The organism is Novosphingobium bradum, from assembly GCF_042646485.1.
Classification (GTDB): domain Bacteria; phylum Pseudomonadota; class Alphaproteobacteria; order Sphingomonadales; family Sphingomonadaceae; genus Novosphingobium; species Novosphingobium bradum.
The window spans coordinates 265,341-280,108 of record NZ_JBHRTQ010000007.1 but is presented as its reverse complement, the minus strand read 5'-3'; the positions used below and the strand labels follow the sequence as shown (position 1 = coordinate 280,108).

14 protein-coding genes are annotated in these 14,768 nt (G+C 68.9%); 3 read left to right on the top strand and 11 right to left on the bottom strand.

Annotated elements, in window-relative coordinates; translation table 11 throughout:
• Positions 1-35: 35 nt before the first annotated feature.
• Positions 36-1,361 carry an MFS transporter gene (locus ACFOD9_RS07295; RefSeq protein ID WP_379509425.1) on the bottom strand — a complete coding sequence of 442 codons (1,326 nt, stop codon included), beginning with the start codon at positions 1,359-1,361 and terminating at the stop codon, positions 36-38.
• 186 nt (positions 1,362-1,547) lie between these two features.
• On the opposite strand from ACFOD9_RS07295, the gene ACFOD9_RS07290 reads away from it, so the two are divergent.
• Positions 1,548-1,886, top strand: a complete 339-nt coding sequence (locus tag ACFOD9_RS07290) for a hypothetical protein (RefSeq protein ID WP_379509424.1) — start codon at positions 1,548-1,550, stop codon at positions 1,884-1,886.
• Between the two features lie 43 nt (positions 1,887-1,929).
• Here ACFOD9_RS07290 and ACFOD9_RS07285 read toward each other — a convergent pair whose 3' ends face one another.
• From ACFOD9_RS07285 to ACFOD9_RS07270, 4 genes are all read right to left on the bottom strand, one after another.
• Positions 1,930-2,085, bottom strand: coding sequence for a hypothetical protein (locus ACFOD9_RS07285; RefSeq protein WP_379509423.1), 156 nt, complete (start codon positions 2,083-2,085; stop codon positions 1,930-1,932).
• A gap of 3 nt (positions 2,086-2,088) precedes the next feature.
• The gene (rsgA, locus tag ACFOD9_RS07280) at positions 2,089-3,105 is read right to left on the bottom strand and encodes a ribosome small subunit-dependent GTPase A (RefSeq protein WP_379509422.1); all 1,017 of its coding nucleotides are present in this window, start codon (positions 3,103-3,105) and stop codon (positions 2,089-2,091) included.
• Between the two features lie 234 nt (positions 3,106-3,339).
• Positions 3,340-5,811 carry a patatin-like protein gene (locus ACFOD9_RS07275; protein ID WP_379509421.1) on the bottom strand — a complete coding sequence of 824 codons (2,472 nt, stop codon included), beginning with the start codon at positions 5,809-5,811 and terminating at the stop codon, positions 3,340-3,342.
• A 66-nt stretch (positions 5,812-5,877) separates the two neighbouring features.
• A complete protein-coding gene (locus tag ACFOD9_RS07270) occupies positions 5,878-6,252 on the bottom strand; it encodes a hypothetical protein (RefSeq protein ID WP_379509420.1) in 375 nt (124 codons plus the stop codon).
• A 510-nt stretch (positions 6,253-6,762) separates the two neighbouring features.
• Here ACFOD9_RS07270 and ACFOD9_RS07265 point away from each other — a divergent pair.
• Positions 6,763-7,944 carry a sensor histidine kinase gene (locus tag ACFOD9_RS07265; RefSeq protein ID WP_379509419.1) on the top strand — a complete coding sequence of 394 codons (1,182 nt, stop codon included), beginning with the start codon at positions 6,763-6,765 and terminating at the stop codon, positions 7,942-7,944.
• Positions 7,945-7,946: 2 nt separating this feature from the next.
• Positions 7,947-8,654 (top strand): response regulator transcription factor, encoded by a 708-nt coding sequence (locus tag ACFOD9_RS07260; RefSeq protein WP_379509418.1) that lies wholly within the window; start codon positions 7,947-7,949, stop codon positions 8,652-8,654.
• Positions 8,655-9,042: 388 nt separating this feature from the next.
• Here ACFOD9_RS07260 and ACFOD9_RS07255 read toward each other — a convergent pair whose 3' ends face one another.
• Genes ACFOD9_RS07255 through ACFOD9_RS07230 form a run of 6 tightly spaced genes read right to left on the bottom strand, consistent with a single transcriptional unit; the run spans position 9,043 to position 14,767 of the window.
• Positions 9,043-9,522, bottom strand: a complete 480-nt coding sequence (locus tag ACFOD9_RS07255) for an A24 family peptidase (RefSeq protein ID WP_379509417.1) — start codon at positions 9,520-9,522, stop codon at positions 9,043-9,045.
• Positions 9,519-10,229 (bottom strand): tetratricopeptide repeat protein, encoded by a 711-nt coding sequence (locus ACFOD9_RS07250; RefSeq protein WP_379509416.1) that lies wholly within the window; start codon positions 10,227-10,229, stop codon positions 9,519-9,521. The genes ACFOD9_RS07255 and ACFOD9_RS07250 overlap by 4 nt, the downstream gene beginning before the upstream one ends.
• A 1-nt stretch (position 10,230) precedes the next feature.
• Complete coding sequence (locus ACFOD9_RS07245) at positions 10,231-11,202, bottom strand: type II secretion system F family protein (protein ID WP_379509415.1); 972 nt, start codon at positions 11,200-11,202, stop codon at positions 10,231-10,233.
• A 2-nt stretch (positions 11,203-11,204) separates the two neighbouring features.
• Positions 11,205-12,206, bottom strand: a complete 1,002-nt coding sequence (locus tag ACFOD9_RS07240) for a type II secretion system F family protein (protein WP_379509414.1) — start codon at positions 12,204-12,206, stop codon at positions 11,205-11,207.
• 1 nt (position 12,207) lies between these two features.
• Complete coding sequence (locus ACFOD9_RS07235) at positions 12,208-13,575, bottom strand: CpaF family protein (protein ID WP_379509413.1); 1,368 nt, start codon at positions 13,573-13,575, stop codon at positions 12,208-12,210.
• Between the two features lie 13 nt (positions 13,576-13,588).
• Entirely contained in the window at positions 13,589-14,767 is a 1,179-nt protein-coding gene (locus ACFOD9_RS07230; protein ID WP_379509412.1) for an AAA family ATPase, read from the bottom strand.
• Position 14,768 lies beyond the last annotated feature (1 nt).

Here is a 14,768-nt window from a genome sequence, read left to right as displayed (position 1 = left end):
GCCGCGGTCAGGTGGCCGCGGTCAGGTGGCCGCGGTCAGGCTGCCGCGGGCCGCACCTCATGGCCCGCGCCGCCCTTGCGGCCCAGCATGAAGATCAGCAGCGCCGAGGCCATGGCCAGGAAACCGAACAGCCAGAAAGCCTGGTCATAGCGGCCGAGCACCTCGAAGGCCCGGCCCGCCAGGCCCAGGAAGGCGATCGAGATGACCTGGGTGCCGAAGCCGATGGTGCCATAGACCCGCCCGAAGGTGCGATCGGGAAAGGCCGCGGCGATCAGCGTCAACTGGATCGGCATGGCAGCGCCGATGGCCAGGCCCAGCACCCCCAGCGCCACGAACATCACCGCATGGCCCGGCCAGAAGATGTAGAACAGCACGAACAGCGCGTGCAGGCCCGCCACCACGCTGAACATCCGGCGCGGATCGAAGCGTTCCAGCAGGAAGCCGACCGTCAGCTTGCCCACCGTGGCCGCGCCCGATTGGCAGGCCACCATGAACGAGGCCGACTGGAGCGTGATGCCATGGCCCATGAAGATCGGCACGTTGAGCGTGAGCAGGGTCTGCTCGAGCGCGATCAGCGTGCCGGTGCACAGCAGGATCAGCCAGAACCGCGACGTGGCAACGCAGGCCCACAGGCTCTCGCCGCCCGCCGGTGAGGACGCCTCGGCGCCATGGCCGAAGCCGACCGCTTCCGCATCGAGGGCTTCATCGGCATCGGCCAGTTGCTGCCGGGTCGGGCGGTCGGTCAGGAAGGCCATGGCCAGGACCATGATCGCCACGCCCACCGCGCAGCCCAGCAGCAGCAGGGTCGAGCGGGCGCCGAGATGGATGATCAGCATGGCCAGCAGCGGGGGAATGACTACCCCGCCGGTCGAGGTGGACACCGCCAGGATGCCCAGCGCCCGGCCCCGGCGGCGCTGGAACCAGCGGGTAACGAGGGCGCTGCCGGTCAAGGGGCCGGCACAGGCAATGCCGAATGCGATCAGGAAGAAGGCCGCCCCCAGCGCGGCGAGGCCCGAGGGCACGGTGGCGATCACCGCGGCGCCGGTCATCAACAGGAGCCCGCCGCCCATCACCACCCGCCTGGCCCGGATGCGATCGACCAGGTAGCCGGCCAGCGGCGACCAGACCGCGAGGCCGATCAGCAGCGCCATCATCCCGGAACTCATCTCGGCCCGGCTCAGCCCGAGTTCCTTCGACAAGGGCAGGATGAACAGCCCGAACGAGGAAAAGGTCGCGCCAAGCGTCAGCATCGAGCAGGCGAACGCCGCCCCCAGCACCTTCCAGCCCGGATAGATCGCGTTCCGGCCTTGCGCCTCTGTCATCATCTGCGTCTCTCCCGGGACGTGGCTGCCTGCGGCCATCTTCGCTGGATCGGCTCGCGGGCTGGTGGCGCAACCTTGTCCATTGCGGGGCCGGACGCAAGGCCGCCGCGCCGAAATGGGCCTCGCCATCGCCCTGCCCCGCCCCGCCGCCTGCGCCGGGCTATGGCAATGCTGGCCGCATCCGCTACTGGGGGCGCCGCAAGTCCAGGCAAATCAGGCAGACCCATGGCCCGCAAGCATCTGAAACACGGCCCCGCCGACTGCCCGCCCCGCGAGGACGAGACCGCGGCCCCGGCCGTGCCCTGCTGGCTCTGCGGCCGGCCGACCGGCGCGACCATCGTCTGGCACCATCCCGTGCCCAAGAGCCGGGGCGGGCGCGACGTGGTGCCCATGCACCCGATCTGCCAGCAGACGCTGATCGCCAATTTCACCAATTCCGAGCTTCAGCGCCACGGAATGGACGTGGATGGCCTGCTGGCCCATCCGGCGGTCCGCAAATTCGTCGACTGGGTGGCGAACAAGGATCCCGATTTCACCGCGAGCACGGCGAAGAAGCAGCGCTGACCGGCCCCGTTCCGGGCCGGTGCAAGGCGGCGCCACCGGGCGCCTAGCCCGCCTTCCTGGCCTTGTGCTCGGCCAGCAAGCGGTCCAGCTCCTGGATCCGGAGCCGTTCCGGCGTGCCCTTGGCCAGCCCCTTGAGGCGGCAGGCGGCCCACAGGCTCTTGCGCTCGGATTCCAGCGCCTTGAGATAAAGATCAGCCATGTTTCATGTCCTTGTTCCCGGCCGGCCGGCACGGGATCGCCGCCCGGCCAGACTGCCCGTGGTGTCGGCATCCTCCGCGCTCAGCTTGTGCCAGCGCTGGAGGCGGGCCGGCGTGAGCGTTCCCTGCGCGATCGCCGCTTGAATGGCGCACCCCGGCTCGGCCCCGTGGGTGCAATCGGAAAACCGGCACTCGCTGGCGAGGATCATCAGGTCGTCGAACACCTCGGCGAGGCCTGCTGTGGCTTGCGTCATCCGGAACTCGCGCATCCCCGGCGTGTCGAGCAGCCACCCGCCATGATCGAGGCGGTGCATCTCGCGCACGGTGGTGGTGTGGCGGCCCTTGCCGTCGGTCTTGCGGACCGCCTGCGTGGCGATGCTGTCCGATCCGCGCATGGTGTTGACCAGGGTCGACTTGCCGACGCCCGACGATCCGAGAAGGGCAACGGTCTCGCCCTTGCCGCAGCGCGCCGCCAGGCGGGCCACGCTCGCCGGATCGCGCGCGTCGACCATTTCGACCTCCAGCCCCGGCTGCAGGGCACGCGCCGCATCGCGCAACCGTTCGGGATCGTCGGCCAGGTCGATCTTGGTCAAGACGACGACCGGCATGACCCCCACCTCGCGGGCGAGCACGAGATAGCGCTCCAGCCGCGCAAGGGAGAAATCCTGGTTGCACGAGGTGACGATGAACAGCTTGTCGACGTTGGCGGCGATAAGCTGGAGCCGGCGGTCGTCGCCCGGCGCGCGGCGCTTGAACAGGCTGGCCCGAGCCAGGATGCGCGCCGGCGCCAGGCTGTCACGCTCGACCAGCAGCCAGTCGCCCACCGTGGGGCGATCCTCCTCCCCGTCGGCCTCGGGCAGCCGCGACGGAATCATCCGCTCCAGTCCCGCGCCCGCGACCGCGATCATCCCGCGATGGACGGCCATCACGCGCACCGGCCGGCAATTCCGCGCCTCCTCGGCCGAAACCTGCGCGCTGAAAAACGGGGTCCAGCCAAGTTCGGCAAGCAGGGGATCGGTCATGACCATGGGTTGGGCAGGCAGCTTTCATGGCCCGATCCCCAGCTGGCGGGAATGGAGCGTGGATCGGGGGCGGCAATCGGGCGGGCAGGCTGCCCTGAACATTGGGCGCCAGTGCAACCATGGCCCATACAGATCAACCACCCGGTTGGATACGCCGCCGTTCGGCTGGGCGCCGCCACCCCGCGGCATCGGCGCCCTTCCGGCCCGGCGCGGGCGCCATCGCTGCCCCGGCCATCACAGCCTCGCAACGGCAGAGCGCACCGCGGCGACAACCTCGGGAATGTCGGGCAGGCGATCGGCCTCGTCCAGCAGCACGCGCTCGAAGGCCGCTTTCTTGAAGGCGGCGAAATCGGGCAGGGCCAGGTCCGTGGCGGGATCGAAAGTGCTGGCCACGATATCGATCAGGCGGTCGATCGCATGGATCCGGCCCCAGAGGTAATCGTTCTGGCGCGAGGCCCGATCGAGGAACCCGCCAAAGCCGATCGCGGTCTCGCCGCGCAGGGGCGCGCATTCCGACCCGATGCAGACCGACCGGGCATCCTTCGGGCTGATCCGGTCGACCAGCACCTCCTCGAGCGCGTTCCCGTTCAGGCCCAGGGCGTTGATCGCGGGCAGGAGCACGATGTCGGCATAGGGCCAGCCCAGATATCCCGACAGCACCGCCTCGCGCAGCCTGGGATGCAGCGCCATCACCAGCGGCGAGGACAGAACCTCGTCGAGTTCGCCGCTCAGACCGACCAGGCCGCAGGTGGCGCCGATCCCGGCGAACAGCGCGGTCAGTTCCGCACGCCGCAGCCTGACGAACTGGACCGGGCTTGGCCGTGGTCCGCTGCGGGGTGAGCAGAACAGTTCGCGGATGGCGGCGAGCGGCAGCTTTTCGAGGAATTGCGCGGTCTCGAACACGTAAAGCCCGCGCAGACAATTGCCGACCTGCCGCTTGAGTTCGTCGACCTGCTCGAAATCCAGCCGCGGCTCGAAGGCATCGGCATCAAGCTGGTAGGTCGCGTTGATCTCGTGAAGCACGTGGCTGATCCGGCGCGCCTTGTAGCGCACCCCGAAATTGACCACGAACTGGCCAAACGGCGGCAGGTCGGCATCGACGTTGACCGTATCGGGAATGCGGTAATCGGCCGGAAACATCCCTTCCGCCTCGGCCCAGGCCTCGACCACCAGGGTGATCCACCGGGCATTCTGCGAGCGCCGGTCGAGGTTGCAGGCCCGGCAGGCCAGGTCGCAGATGAGATCGATCGATTCGCGCACCAGCGAACCCATCCAGGCGTTGTAGGTCAGCGTGGAGGAAGCCAGGAGGTTCGAGGAGGTCAGCCGCCAGTGGCGAACCTGATCGACCGTGAACCGTCCACCCAGCCCCCCGTGCGTGGCCTGGCCGATCAGCGCGTCGACCGTGTGGCGCGAGGAACGGGCCAGCGACTTGAGGCTGGCGATCTGTTCGTTGAAGCGATGGGTCTCGTCCAGTTCCTCGTAGATCGGCTCATGCCGTGGCAGGTCGCTCAGGGCGCTTCGCAGGGTCGCGAAGAAGCCGGGAACCTGCAGGACCGGCTCGTTGGCAGCCCGTTCGGGATGGGGGTCGATATAGACCAGCCGGCGGTCGACCTCGCGATAGGCCGCGTGCTGCCGCACGGCATCGATGGCGGCCCGCACCGGCTTGTTGTTGAGAATGCTGCCATCGAGCAGGACCGCGTCTTCGGGTTCGAGGCCGAGTTGCCGGTAGTGCGAGAAATTGTTGGCGAGGAACTGCTCCTTGCCGGTCCACTCCAGCCCGCGCCCGGCGACCAGTTCGGCCATTTCCCTGATCTGCGCCGGCGGGAAGGCGCCGGGGTAGCTTGCCGAGGCGCGGGCGGCGAAGGCCAGCGAGGGGACATTGCCGGCGTCGAACTCCGACAGGGTCAGCCCCGCCGACGAGCGGATGGCGGCGAATTGCAGCATCTGTCGGTGCTCGCGCTCGCGCACCACCGGCGGGTCGTGCATGAAGATCAGCTTGTCGGCGCCGTGATAGTCGGTGACCGAGATCCGCAGGTCGAGCCGGGTCTCGGGCGGCAGCAGGGTCGAACCGGAAGGCGCTCCGCTCGCCATGGCGATCATCCCGTCGAGCAGCAGCGCGCAGAAGTGCGGGCCGTCGAACGGCGGCTTGAACCAGCGCGAACGGACAAAAGTCAGCAGGCGCCGGCGGATGTCCCGGCTGGCATCGCGCGGCAACACGCCCTCGCGCGCCATGCGCGCCAGGACGACCTTCATGATCGGCGTGACATACCATTTGCTCCACTTGCCGGCCCGCGCCGCGGGCGTGATCAGTTGGAGAATGTCGGCCTGGTCAAACCACATGGCGGTCAGCGGCGCGATGCTCAGATCGTGCGCGATCGCCCGGGCCATCACCGCGGCATTGATCCCCCCGGCCGAGGACCCCGAGACGACATCGGCCATGATCCGCAGGTCCACCTGCCTGGCGATGGCCTTGAGCAGATCGAAGTAGACCGTTTCGGTCGATGCGCTTTCGCCGGCCCGGGCGATATCGGGCTCGGTTGCATAGGACCGGCCCGGGTCATGGCGCAGGACCGGATTCTGCGGAGCGTGGAAGGCCTTTGATGCGCGGATGAGGTTCAGGATCTCGACGTTGACGCCATGCTGGTAGATGGCGAGCGAAACGCCGCCGAAGTAGACGATGGCGAGGCGCAGTTCCTTTTCCTGCATGGTTGCTCCCTGCTTGCTATCCCGTTGCGGGGCATCGCATGGGCGGTTCGCTGGCGGCGGAGCCGGTCATGCGGCCGCACCATCGGTCGCACCGGCACTCGCCCCGATCGCGGCAAGGATCCGCGATGGCCATGCATTGGGCGTGGCCGCGAGCTGCTGTGTGCACAGGTGATCCACCATTCGCCACTGCGCCGCCGACAGGCGGACCGGCACCCGCTGTTCGCCGCCGGGATGCCAGCCGTCGTATCCCCTGGGGTTGCGCGCCATCAGCCGCTCGTAGAGCCTGGCCGTATGGGCGTCGGGCCACGGCAGGGCCGCGCGCTCGGCCCTGGTGAACCTGCAGATCGTCCGTCCCAGCGCCATCCGGTCACCGGCCACGAGTTCGATGGTCAGGAGCCGCGGCTTGCGGCCCAATCGCCGGAAGCAATCGCCAAGCAGCACCTTGGCCTCCTCTGCCGCGCGATCGATGTCCCCGGGACAATCCCCGGATGCCATCCCGGCACGGCCAACGAACAGACGACAAGCCCTTCAGGAACCCCGGCTCGCGGCCCGCTGCCGCATCCGGCACACCGCGGAGGGTCGGAGCATGAAGCCTGTCCTTGCCGCCCACATATAGGCCTGCCGCGATCGCCCTGCAATGAATGGCGCGCGCCGTTTCGGCCCGATCAGCCCCGACAGGCGCAACTTGGCGCCCTGCGGCGCAAACGTCTTCAGTACCGGCGCCGAACGGCCCGCCGCCGGCTACCGGGAACCCGAGTTCCCCGCCCGCAACGACCACTGGACCGCCACGTAATTCATGACGACTTTCAACTTACTCCACATGAATCATAACCGTGACCGACGTTACTGATAATTTGATCATGCTCAAGGAATCCAACTTTCCCTGGTGTCAATTAGAAGCATTCCGGTCGAACGACGGCTCCTGCCGGTCGACCAATCGGGGGGGGCGCCATGACCGACACATCCAGCGAGCCTGAGCGCTCGGCGTCTGACCGGCTTCATCCGGTTCCGGCACTGGCCGCGCTGGCGATGCAGCCTTTCGCAATGGTCGTGGCCGATCGCGACCATCGCATCCTTGCCTTCTGCCAGGCGGCCGAATCCCTGTTCGGCTACACCGAAGACGAGACGATCGGGCGCCCCTTCGCCAGCCTGTTCGCCCGTCACCCAGGCGACCTGCCCGAAGGGCACGTCGCCCGCCAGGGCGCGCCGGGTGAGCCTTGGGTGGCGGGCGCGCCCCGGGTCGAGAACGCCCGGCGCAAGGACGGCAGCATCTTTCCGGTAGAGGTCGCGCTCAGGGAAATAGAACTGCGCGGCGACACCTGCCGTGTCGCCCACCTCAGGGCGCTTGGCGAACCGGATGGCCATCGCCGCGAATTGCAGGCGATGCTGGGCGAACTGGCCCACACCTCGCGCGTCGCGGCGATGGGTGCGATGGCCACGGCGATCGCGCACGAGCTGAACCAGCCGCTCACCGCCATCGCCAACTATGCCGAGGCGCTGCGAAGCCTGCTGCAGAAGCGGACCGACATTGCCGGCCGTGAGGAATTCCTCCGCCTGGCAGACACCTGCATCAACCATGCGCTGAGCGCGGGACAATTGCTTCACCGGGTCCGCGAATTCATCAAGGGGGGCGAGCCACGGACCCGACCCGTCGCGGTTGCTTCCTTCGTCGACGAGGCCATCGCGCTGGCGCTGATCAACGGCTCGCGGCGGTGCACCCGCCTCACCACCGCCCTCCCCCGCGATCTGCCGCCCGTGCTGGCCGATCCGCTGCTGGCGCAGCAGGTGGTTTTCAACCTCATCCGCAATGCCCTGGAGGAGCTTGACCGAGCCGGCGGCCACAAGCACCGGCTGCGGATCGGCGCGCGGCTGGCCGACCAGCCCGGCTTCGTCGAAATCGCGGTCGAGGACAGCGGCCCGGGCATCGCCGACGAGATCGCGCAGACGCTGTTCCGCAGCTTCGTCACCACCAAGAGCGGCGGGATGGGGGTGGGACTGGCGATCTGCAAGCAGATCGTGGAAGCCACCGGCGGCCAGATCCGCGCGGAGCGCTCGATCGACCTGGGCGGGGCGGCCTTGCGCTTCACCCTTCCCGTCGCCGCATCCAAACCAGAACAGACCAAGGGGGGTTAACCATGCCGAGCCATGTCGTGCACATCGTCGACGATGATCCGGACGTTCTCGATTCCGTGTCCTTCCTGCTCGAAACCGACGGTTTCGCCACGACCCGGCACTGTTGCGCGAAGGCCTTTCTCCAGCACCTCGGGGACCTTGAGCCGGGTTGCATCCTGCTCGATGTCCAGATGCCGGGCATGACCGGGCTGCAATTGCAGCAGCACCTGCACACCAATGGCTGCCGGATGCCGGTCGTCATCATCACCGGTCATGGCGACGTTTCCTCGGCGGTCGCGGCCATGAAGGAAGGCGCGGTCGACTATCTCCAGAAGCCGTTCGGCAAGGCCGACCTTCACGCCGCGCTCGATGCGGCCTGGAACACGCTGGACCGCGAGGAGAGCGACGGCCACGCGCGCGACCAGGCCTGCGAGGCGATCGCCCGGCTCACCCGGCGCGAGCGCGAGGTGGTCGACGGCCTGGCCCGGGGCCAGGCCAACAAGGTCATCGCCTACGATCTGGGCGTCAGCCCGCGCACGGTCGAATTCTACCGCGCACGGGCCATGCGGAAGCTGGGTACGCGCAGCCTCTCGGAAGCCCTGCAACTGGTGTTCCTCGCCCGGCAGGCATCGGCAGGCGCACCGGCCGATCGCCTAGTGGCAGCGCCAAAGCCCCGGCTGGTCCGCAAACCGCTCGCCAACCCGGTAGAGGAGCAGTGTGCCGCCGCGTGAGCGAAGGCCGATGCAGTCACCATGGCGGAAGCTGGCGCCCATCAGGCGCAGTTCGGTGCCAGCTCCGTCCGGGCCGCAATCCCACCGGCAGACCCACTGGCAATCGATCAGGCGCAGGGCGCCGGCCCGGCAGCCTGTTCGCCGGTCGGGAGCCAGGCGCCAGATCCGCGCCTGATCGGGCGACGACCGCAATTGCCCGGCAGACAGCCGGCCATCGGGCAGCACGGGCACCTGCAGGACATATCGCGGCAGGCCTGTCCGCCCCTGCGACGCGAGCCGGAGCGGTTCGATCCCAACGGTCCACCAGGCCATGCTTCACCTCGTCGTCACCGCCCCGCGGCGGAAAACCGTCCTGCCGGCGGGAGCGCCCTGCTGGCGCCCCGCGCCATTACCCCGCGACCACCCGCGCGATGACCCCGCCAGCCCCGATCGCCACGGCATAGGGCACCATCGTGAAGGACACGGACTGTTCAAGGGTTCCGGCTGCCTGCGCGCGGCGGCGGCGGCTCCGCAAGGGCCACCACAGCGCCATGGTCAGCACCAGCCCCGCCAGGGCGACCGCTTCCAGCAGGGTGAACCCCCGGGCAATCGGAAACCAGGCGGCCACGGCGGCATAGAACTTGGCATCGCCGCCCCCCACCAGCCGCGCCGCGAACAGGCCCATGCCGGCGGCCAGCGCCATCGCGCCGTGCAGCAGCGCCAGCCCGGCCGCCGCCGTGCCCGAAACAGCCGCGACAAACCCGAGCCCGGCCACGAAAGTCGCCGCGCACAGCAGGTTGGGAACGATGCGGCGGTGCAGGTCGAACCACGCGGCCGTGACCGCCGCCGTGGCCAGGGCCGCGGTCCCCAATGCGTGGAGCAGGTTCACCGCAGCACCCGGCCGATCGTGTCGCGGCCGAACACGATGCGGACCGGATAGGCCGCCGGCGCCGCCGGGCGCATCACGATGGTCCGGCCATGTGATCCCGAAACCTTCGCCAGCACGGCCGGGCGCGGCATCCGCACCGGCTCCCACTGCGCCACACCCGGCGCCGCTTGGAGCATGACCTCTTGATCCGACACCCGGGCCAGCGCGATCCGGGGCCGGGCAGCCACCCGCACCGCCGCCTCGGGCGCAGCACCGGAAGCGATCGGGGCGCCCTTCGTGGCATCGGCCAGCGCCGCGCGGGCCGGCTCCTTCGCGGGCGCCAGCCGATCTTCCAGCATGGCGAGGTTGCGCCGGAAGCGCGCGTCATCCGGCGAGGCAAGGATCGCCCGGCGGAAGTAGTTCGCGGCGAGGTCCGTCCGCCCGATCCCGGCATAGGCGATGGCCAGCCCGTTGCAGGCTTCCGCGTCATAGCCAGGTTCGCCCCGCAGGTTGCTGAAGGCAACCACCGCCTCGGCAAAACGCCCGTCCGCCAGGGCCGCCTTGCCGGCCTGCAACTGGCCGGCGAACCACACCTCCGAGCGCGTCTCCAGCGCGACCGCCTGCGGGCTCAACGAACGGTGCACGCCGAAGATCTTGCAGCCCCCCAGCCCGAGCAGCGCGGTGCAGGCGAGGGCGACGGACAGGGCGCGGTGTTTTGCTATCGGCATCTCAACCTCCAAGCATGGCAGGGATGATCTGGCGGATCATGCGGATCGCGGCGGGCAGCATCATCACGCCGACCATGACCGGCAGCATACAGGTGACCAGCGGGATCGACATCAGCACCGGCAGCCGGTGGGCCTTCTCTTCCGCCCGCAGGCGCCGCATCTCGCGCATCTCGCCGGCATAGACCCGCAGCGTTGCGACAATGCTGGTGCCCAGCTTGTCCGACTGAATGATCAGCGTGGTGAACGAGCGGATTTCCTCCACCTGGGCCAGGGTGGCCAGCTTGCGGAAGGCATCCTCGCGCGATGCGCCGGCCCGCAGTTGCAGGGTGGTGACGGACAGGAGCTCGGCGATCAGCGGGTGCGAAATCGCCATTTCCCGGCCGACCCGATCAAGCGAGGCCTCGATCCCGAGGCCCGACTGGACGCAGACGATCAGCAGGTCGAGGCAATCGGGAAAGCCCCGGGTGATTTCGTCGCGGCGCCGGTCGATCCGCGCCTGGACATAGAGATTAGGCAGGTAGAGCCCGAGCAGGGCCAGGGCCGTGCCCGCCACGTAGGCTCCGAGGAACCCCGGCACGTGGCCGGTCAGCCAGGCCAGCAGCAGGAACCCGCCCGGCAGCGCGAACAGCAGGAGCAACCGCGCCAGGGTGAAGACCTGGGGCGCCGCGGCCGAATAGTAGCCGGCCGAGCGCAGGCGCGCGGTCAGCCGCTCCTGGCGCGTGTCCGACAGGTCGAGACCGGCCGCCTCGACGGTGCCGGCGATCCGCGCCCAGGCGCCGTGGGCAGCGGCCTCGCGCAGCGACGGGCTGCTCTCGATCGTCCCTTCGCCCTTGACCCGGGCGAGCTGCGACCGGAGCGCCCGCCGGTGGGCCAGGCCCGACCACAGCGCGACCAGGCTGCCGACCACCGCGACGAAGATCGCCACCAGGAAGGCCGAGCGGGCGATGCCAATGCTTGCAAGGAAGGTCGTCATGGTCACACCTTCAGGTCGATCATGCGCCGGATCCACAGGAGCCCGACCAGATAGAGCAGGATCAGGATGCCGAAGCCCCAGACGAACATCGGGTCCTGCGCGGTTTCAAGGTAGAAGGCGGGATTGACGAGGAACATCCCGGCCAGCGAGACCGCCGGCAGCACGCTCAGGATCCAGGCCGTCAGCCGGCCCTCGGAACTGAGCGCCCGCACCTTCATGAACATCGCGGCCCGGGCACGGATAACATCGGCGAGGTTCTCGAGAATCTCGGCGAGATTGCCGCCCGTTTCGCTCTGCACCGACAGCGAGACCACGAACATCCGCAGGTCGTCATTGTCCCAGCGGTCGGCCATGGCCTGGAGCGCGTCCTTGAGATCGGCGCCATAGGACACCTCGTCGGCGACCAGCCCGAACTCGCTGCCGATCGGATCGGCCATTTCCTCGGTCAGCATCTCCAGCGCCGAGGCGATCGGGTGGCCGGCGCGCAGGGCGCGCACGAAGATGTCAAGCGCCACGGGAAACTGCTGCTCGATGCGCTTGCGCCGACGCTGCCCGCGCATCGAGAGCATGGCCACCGGCAGGAAGACAGCCAGGATCCCGGCCAGCACCGCCGAGAACACCATCACGCCCAGCGGCGAGCCGAACCCGGCCATCCTCGCGGCAATCAGCAGCAAGGCCAGCACCGCGGCAAAGCCCCCGGCCATCGCCAGCAGAACCTCGCGCGCGCCCAGCGGGACGGCCGCGGCGAACAGCATGGAGCGGAATGCCCGGTAAGGCCCGGCCAGCAGTCCACCAGCGGCACCGCCATCGCCCGGCGTGTTCTTGCGGAGCGCGGCCATGACATGGTCGCGGCTGGTGCCCTCGCGGATCAGCGCGAGGCGCCGGTTGATCGCCACCCCCCGGTCGCGGCGGCGCCAGGCGGCACCGAGCACCAGCTCCGATACCAGGAACACCGAGGCGAAGATGGCCAGCAGGACGGCGATGCGGATGACGATCTGGGGCATATCAGGTCAGCTTCAGTTCGGGGCGGAACAGGTCGGCGCTCAGGGCAACCCCGTAGGCGGCAGCCTCGGTCAGGAAGCGCGGCCGGATCCCGGTTGCCTCGAAGTGGCCAAGCACGGTGCCATCGGCGGCCCGCCCGGTGGGCTTGAAGTGAAAGATCTCCTGCATGGAGATGATGTCGCCCTCCATGCCGGTGAGCTCCTGCACGCTGACGATGCGGCGATGGCCGTCGATCAGGCGCTCGATCTGGACCACGATGTTCATGGCCGAGGCGATCTGCGCGCGGGCCGAGCGCGAGGAAATGTCCACCCCGCTCATCCCGATCATCTGCTCGACGCGCGACAGGGCATCGCGGGGCGAATTGGCGTGGACCGTGGTCATCGAGCCGTCGTGGCCGGTGTTCATCGCCTGGAGCATATCGAAAGCCTCGCCGGCGCGGACTTCGCCGACGATGATCCGGTCGGGCCGCATCCGGAGCGAGTTCTTGACCAGGTTGCGCTGGCTCACCTCGCCCTTGCCCTCGATATTGGGCGGGCGGGTTTCGAGGCGCACGACGTGCTCCTGCTGCAATTGCAGTTCCGCCGAGTCCTCGATGGTGATGATCCGCTCGCGCTGGCCAATGTAGGATGACATCGCGTTGAGAAGGGTCGTCTTGCCCGAGCCGGTGCCGCCCGAGATCAGCACGTTGCGCCGCGAGCTGACGATCGCCTTGAGCACTTCGGCCATCGCCTCGGGCATGGTGCCAAGCTCGATCAGCCGGTCCATGCTGATCCACTTCTTGGCGAACTTGCGGATCGACAGCGCCGGGCCATCGATCGCCAGCGGCGGAATGATCGCGTTGACGCGCGAACCGTCGGCCAGGCGCGCATCGACATAGGGCGATGCCTCGTCGATCCGGCGCCCCACGGCGCTGACGATCTTCTGGATGATCCGCAGCAGGTGGCGATCGTCCTGGAAGCGGGTCTGGGCGTGTTCGAGCAGGCCCTGGCGCTCGACGAACACCTCCCCGGCGCCGTTGACCAGGATATCGGTCACCGTCTCGTCCTTGAGCAATGGCTCCAGCGGTCCGAGGCCGAGCAGTTCGTCAAGCACCTCGCTGACCAGGGCCTCGCGCTCCTGTGCATTGAGCGGCTCGCCCCGGCTGCGGAGCAGTTCGGCCACGATCTCGGTGATATCCGCGCGGATCTGGCTGTGGGGCAGCTGGTCCAGCGCGGCGAGATTGATCTTGTCGAGCAGCGAGCGGTGGATCGAGACCTTGAGATCGAGCATCCGCTTGAACTCGGCCCGCCCGGCCTCTTCGCTCCCGACCGCCACGGCGGGCTGCTCGTCGCCCTGTTCCTCCTGCGGCTTCTTGATGTTCCACGTGGTCATGGCTGGTCACCTTTTACGAGGTCAGGATCCGGGCGAGCGCCTCGACATCGGTGCCGAAGCGGGTGTGGCGGTGGATTTCGGGCAACAACCGGCCCTCGTTCTGGGCAAGGACGATCCCGTCCTCCTGGTCGGCAAGGCTGGCGAGAATGTCGTGCTCCAGCACCGAGGCCACCGCATCGCTGCCGATCGCCTTGAACAGGCCATGCTCGGCGCGGTTGACCACGACCGCCACGCGGTCGGAGGCCACGCCGACGCTGTCGAACAATTGCAGCCGGCGCTTGGCCTGTCGCATCGGCGCCACGGCGGGATTGGTCAGCAAGAGCACGCGGGTGGCACTGGCCGCCAACGACAGGCCCCAGCTCGTCCAGTCGGTGGGCAGGTCGACGAGGACGAAATCGAACTCGCGCCGCACCAGCGAGAGCAGCGCCAGCAGGCGGTTGTCATCGACATGGTCGAGCGGGGTGATCGCCTCGGGCGAGGCCAGCACGGCAAATCCGCGCCCGCTGTCGGTGACCGCGCTGGCCAGGAGTTCGGCATCCAGCCGGTCGCCCGCATCGAGCAGCGCCTCGATCGTCACCCGCGGTTCCCGGCCGAGGTAATAGGCCACCTCGCCGCCCTGCAGGTCGAGATCGACGACGCAGACCCGGCGGCCACCACTGGCAAGGGCGGCGGCCAGATGGGTGATCACCGTGGTCACCCCGCATCCGCCGTTGCTGCCGGCCATGACCACCATCGGCGCCAGCGGGCGCCCGTTCGCCAGGGCCGCCGACTGGTTGACGATCGCCTTCACCTGCCCGGCCAGCTCGGCCGGATCGAAGGGCAGCCGCGCGATGTCGGCCAGGCCCTGCTTGAGCAGGGTTCGCATCGTCGCCGCGTCGGCCCCCTGCAATGCCGCGATCACCGGCAAGCCGGGATGGCTGGCGCGAACCTCGGCGATCCGCCGGCTCGATCCGGCATCGGCCGGGTCTACCTCGATCACCACCACGTCGGCTCCGGCCAGGGCATCGTCAGGCACCGCGCTGGCGGCCGGCAGGGCGACGAGCACCGGCTCGGCAGCCTCCGCCAGCGCCGGGGCGGCACGCAGCGCTGCCAACCGGTCGTCGGCGGCGACCACCACCAGCCGGCGCCGCGACGGGGTGGGTGGTGCCACGAAAAAGGCCGGATCGGCGGAAAAGGCAATCGGTCTGGTCATG

Bases quoted from the DNA above. Each gene is read 5' to 3' on its own strand.
- ACFOD9_RS07235 (WP_379509413.1), bottom strand. From the start codon at position 13,575: ATGACCACGTGGAACATCAAGAAGCCGCAGGAGGAACAGGGCGACGAG.
- ACFOD9_RS07230 (WP_379509412.1), bottom strand. From the start codon at position 14,767: ATGACCAGACCGATTGCCTTTTCCGCCGATCCGGCCTTTTTCGTGGCA.
- ACFOD9_RS07295 (WP_379509425.1), bottom strand. From the start codon at position 1,361: ATGGCCGCAGGCAGCCACGTCCCGGGAGAGACGCAGATGATGACAGAG.
- ACFOD9_RS07265 (WP_379509419.1), top strand. From the start codon at position 6,763: ATGACCGACACATCCAGCGAGCCTGAGCGCTCGGCGTCTGACCGGCTT.
- ACFOD9_RS07240 (WP_379509414.1), bottom strand. From the start codon at position 12,206: ATGCCCCAGATCGTCATCCGCATCGCCGTCCTGCTGGCCATCTTCGCC.
- ACFOD9_RS07250 (WP_379509416.1), bottom strand. From the start codon at position 10,229: ATGCCGATAGCAAAACACCGCGCCCTGTCCGTCGCCCTCGCCTGCACC.
- ACFOD9_RS07290 (WP_379509424.1), top strand. From the start codon at position 1,548: ATGGCCCGCAAGCATCTGAAACACGGCCCCGCCGACTGCCCGCCCCGC.
- ACFOD9_RS07275 (WP_379509421.1), bottom strand. From the start codon at position 5,811: ATGCAGGAAAAGGAACTGCGCCTCGCCATCGTCTACTTCGGCGGCGTT.
- ACFOD9_RS07285 (WP_379509423.1), bottom strand. From the start codon at position 2,085: ATGGCTGATCTTTATCTCAAGGCGCTGGAATCCGAGCGCAAGAGCCTG.
- rsgA (WP_379509422.1), bottom strand. From the start codon at position 3,105: ATGACCGATCCCCTGCTTGCCGAACTTGGCTGGACCCCGTTTTTCAGC.
- ACFOD9_RS07260 (WP_379509418.1), top strand. From the start codon at position 7,947: ATGCCGAGCCATGTCGTGCACATCGTCGACGATGATCCGGACGTTCTC.
- ACFOD9_RS07245 (WP_379509415.1), bottom strand. From the start codon at position 11,202: ATGACGACCTTCCTTGCAAGCATTGGCATCGCCCGCTCGGCCTTCCTG.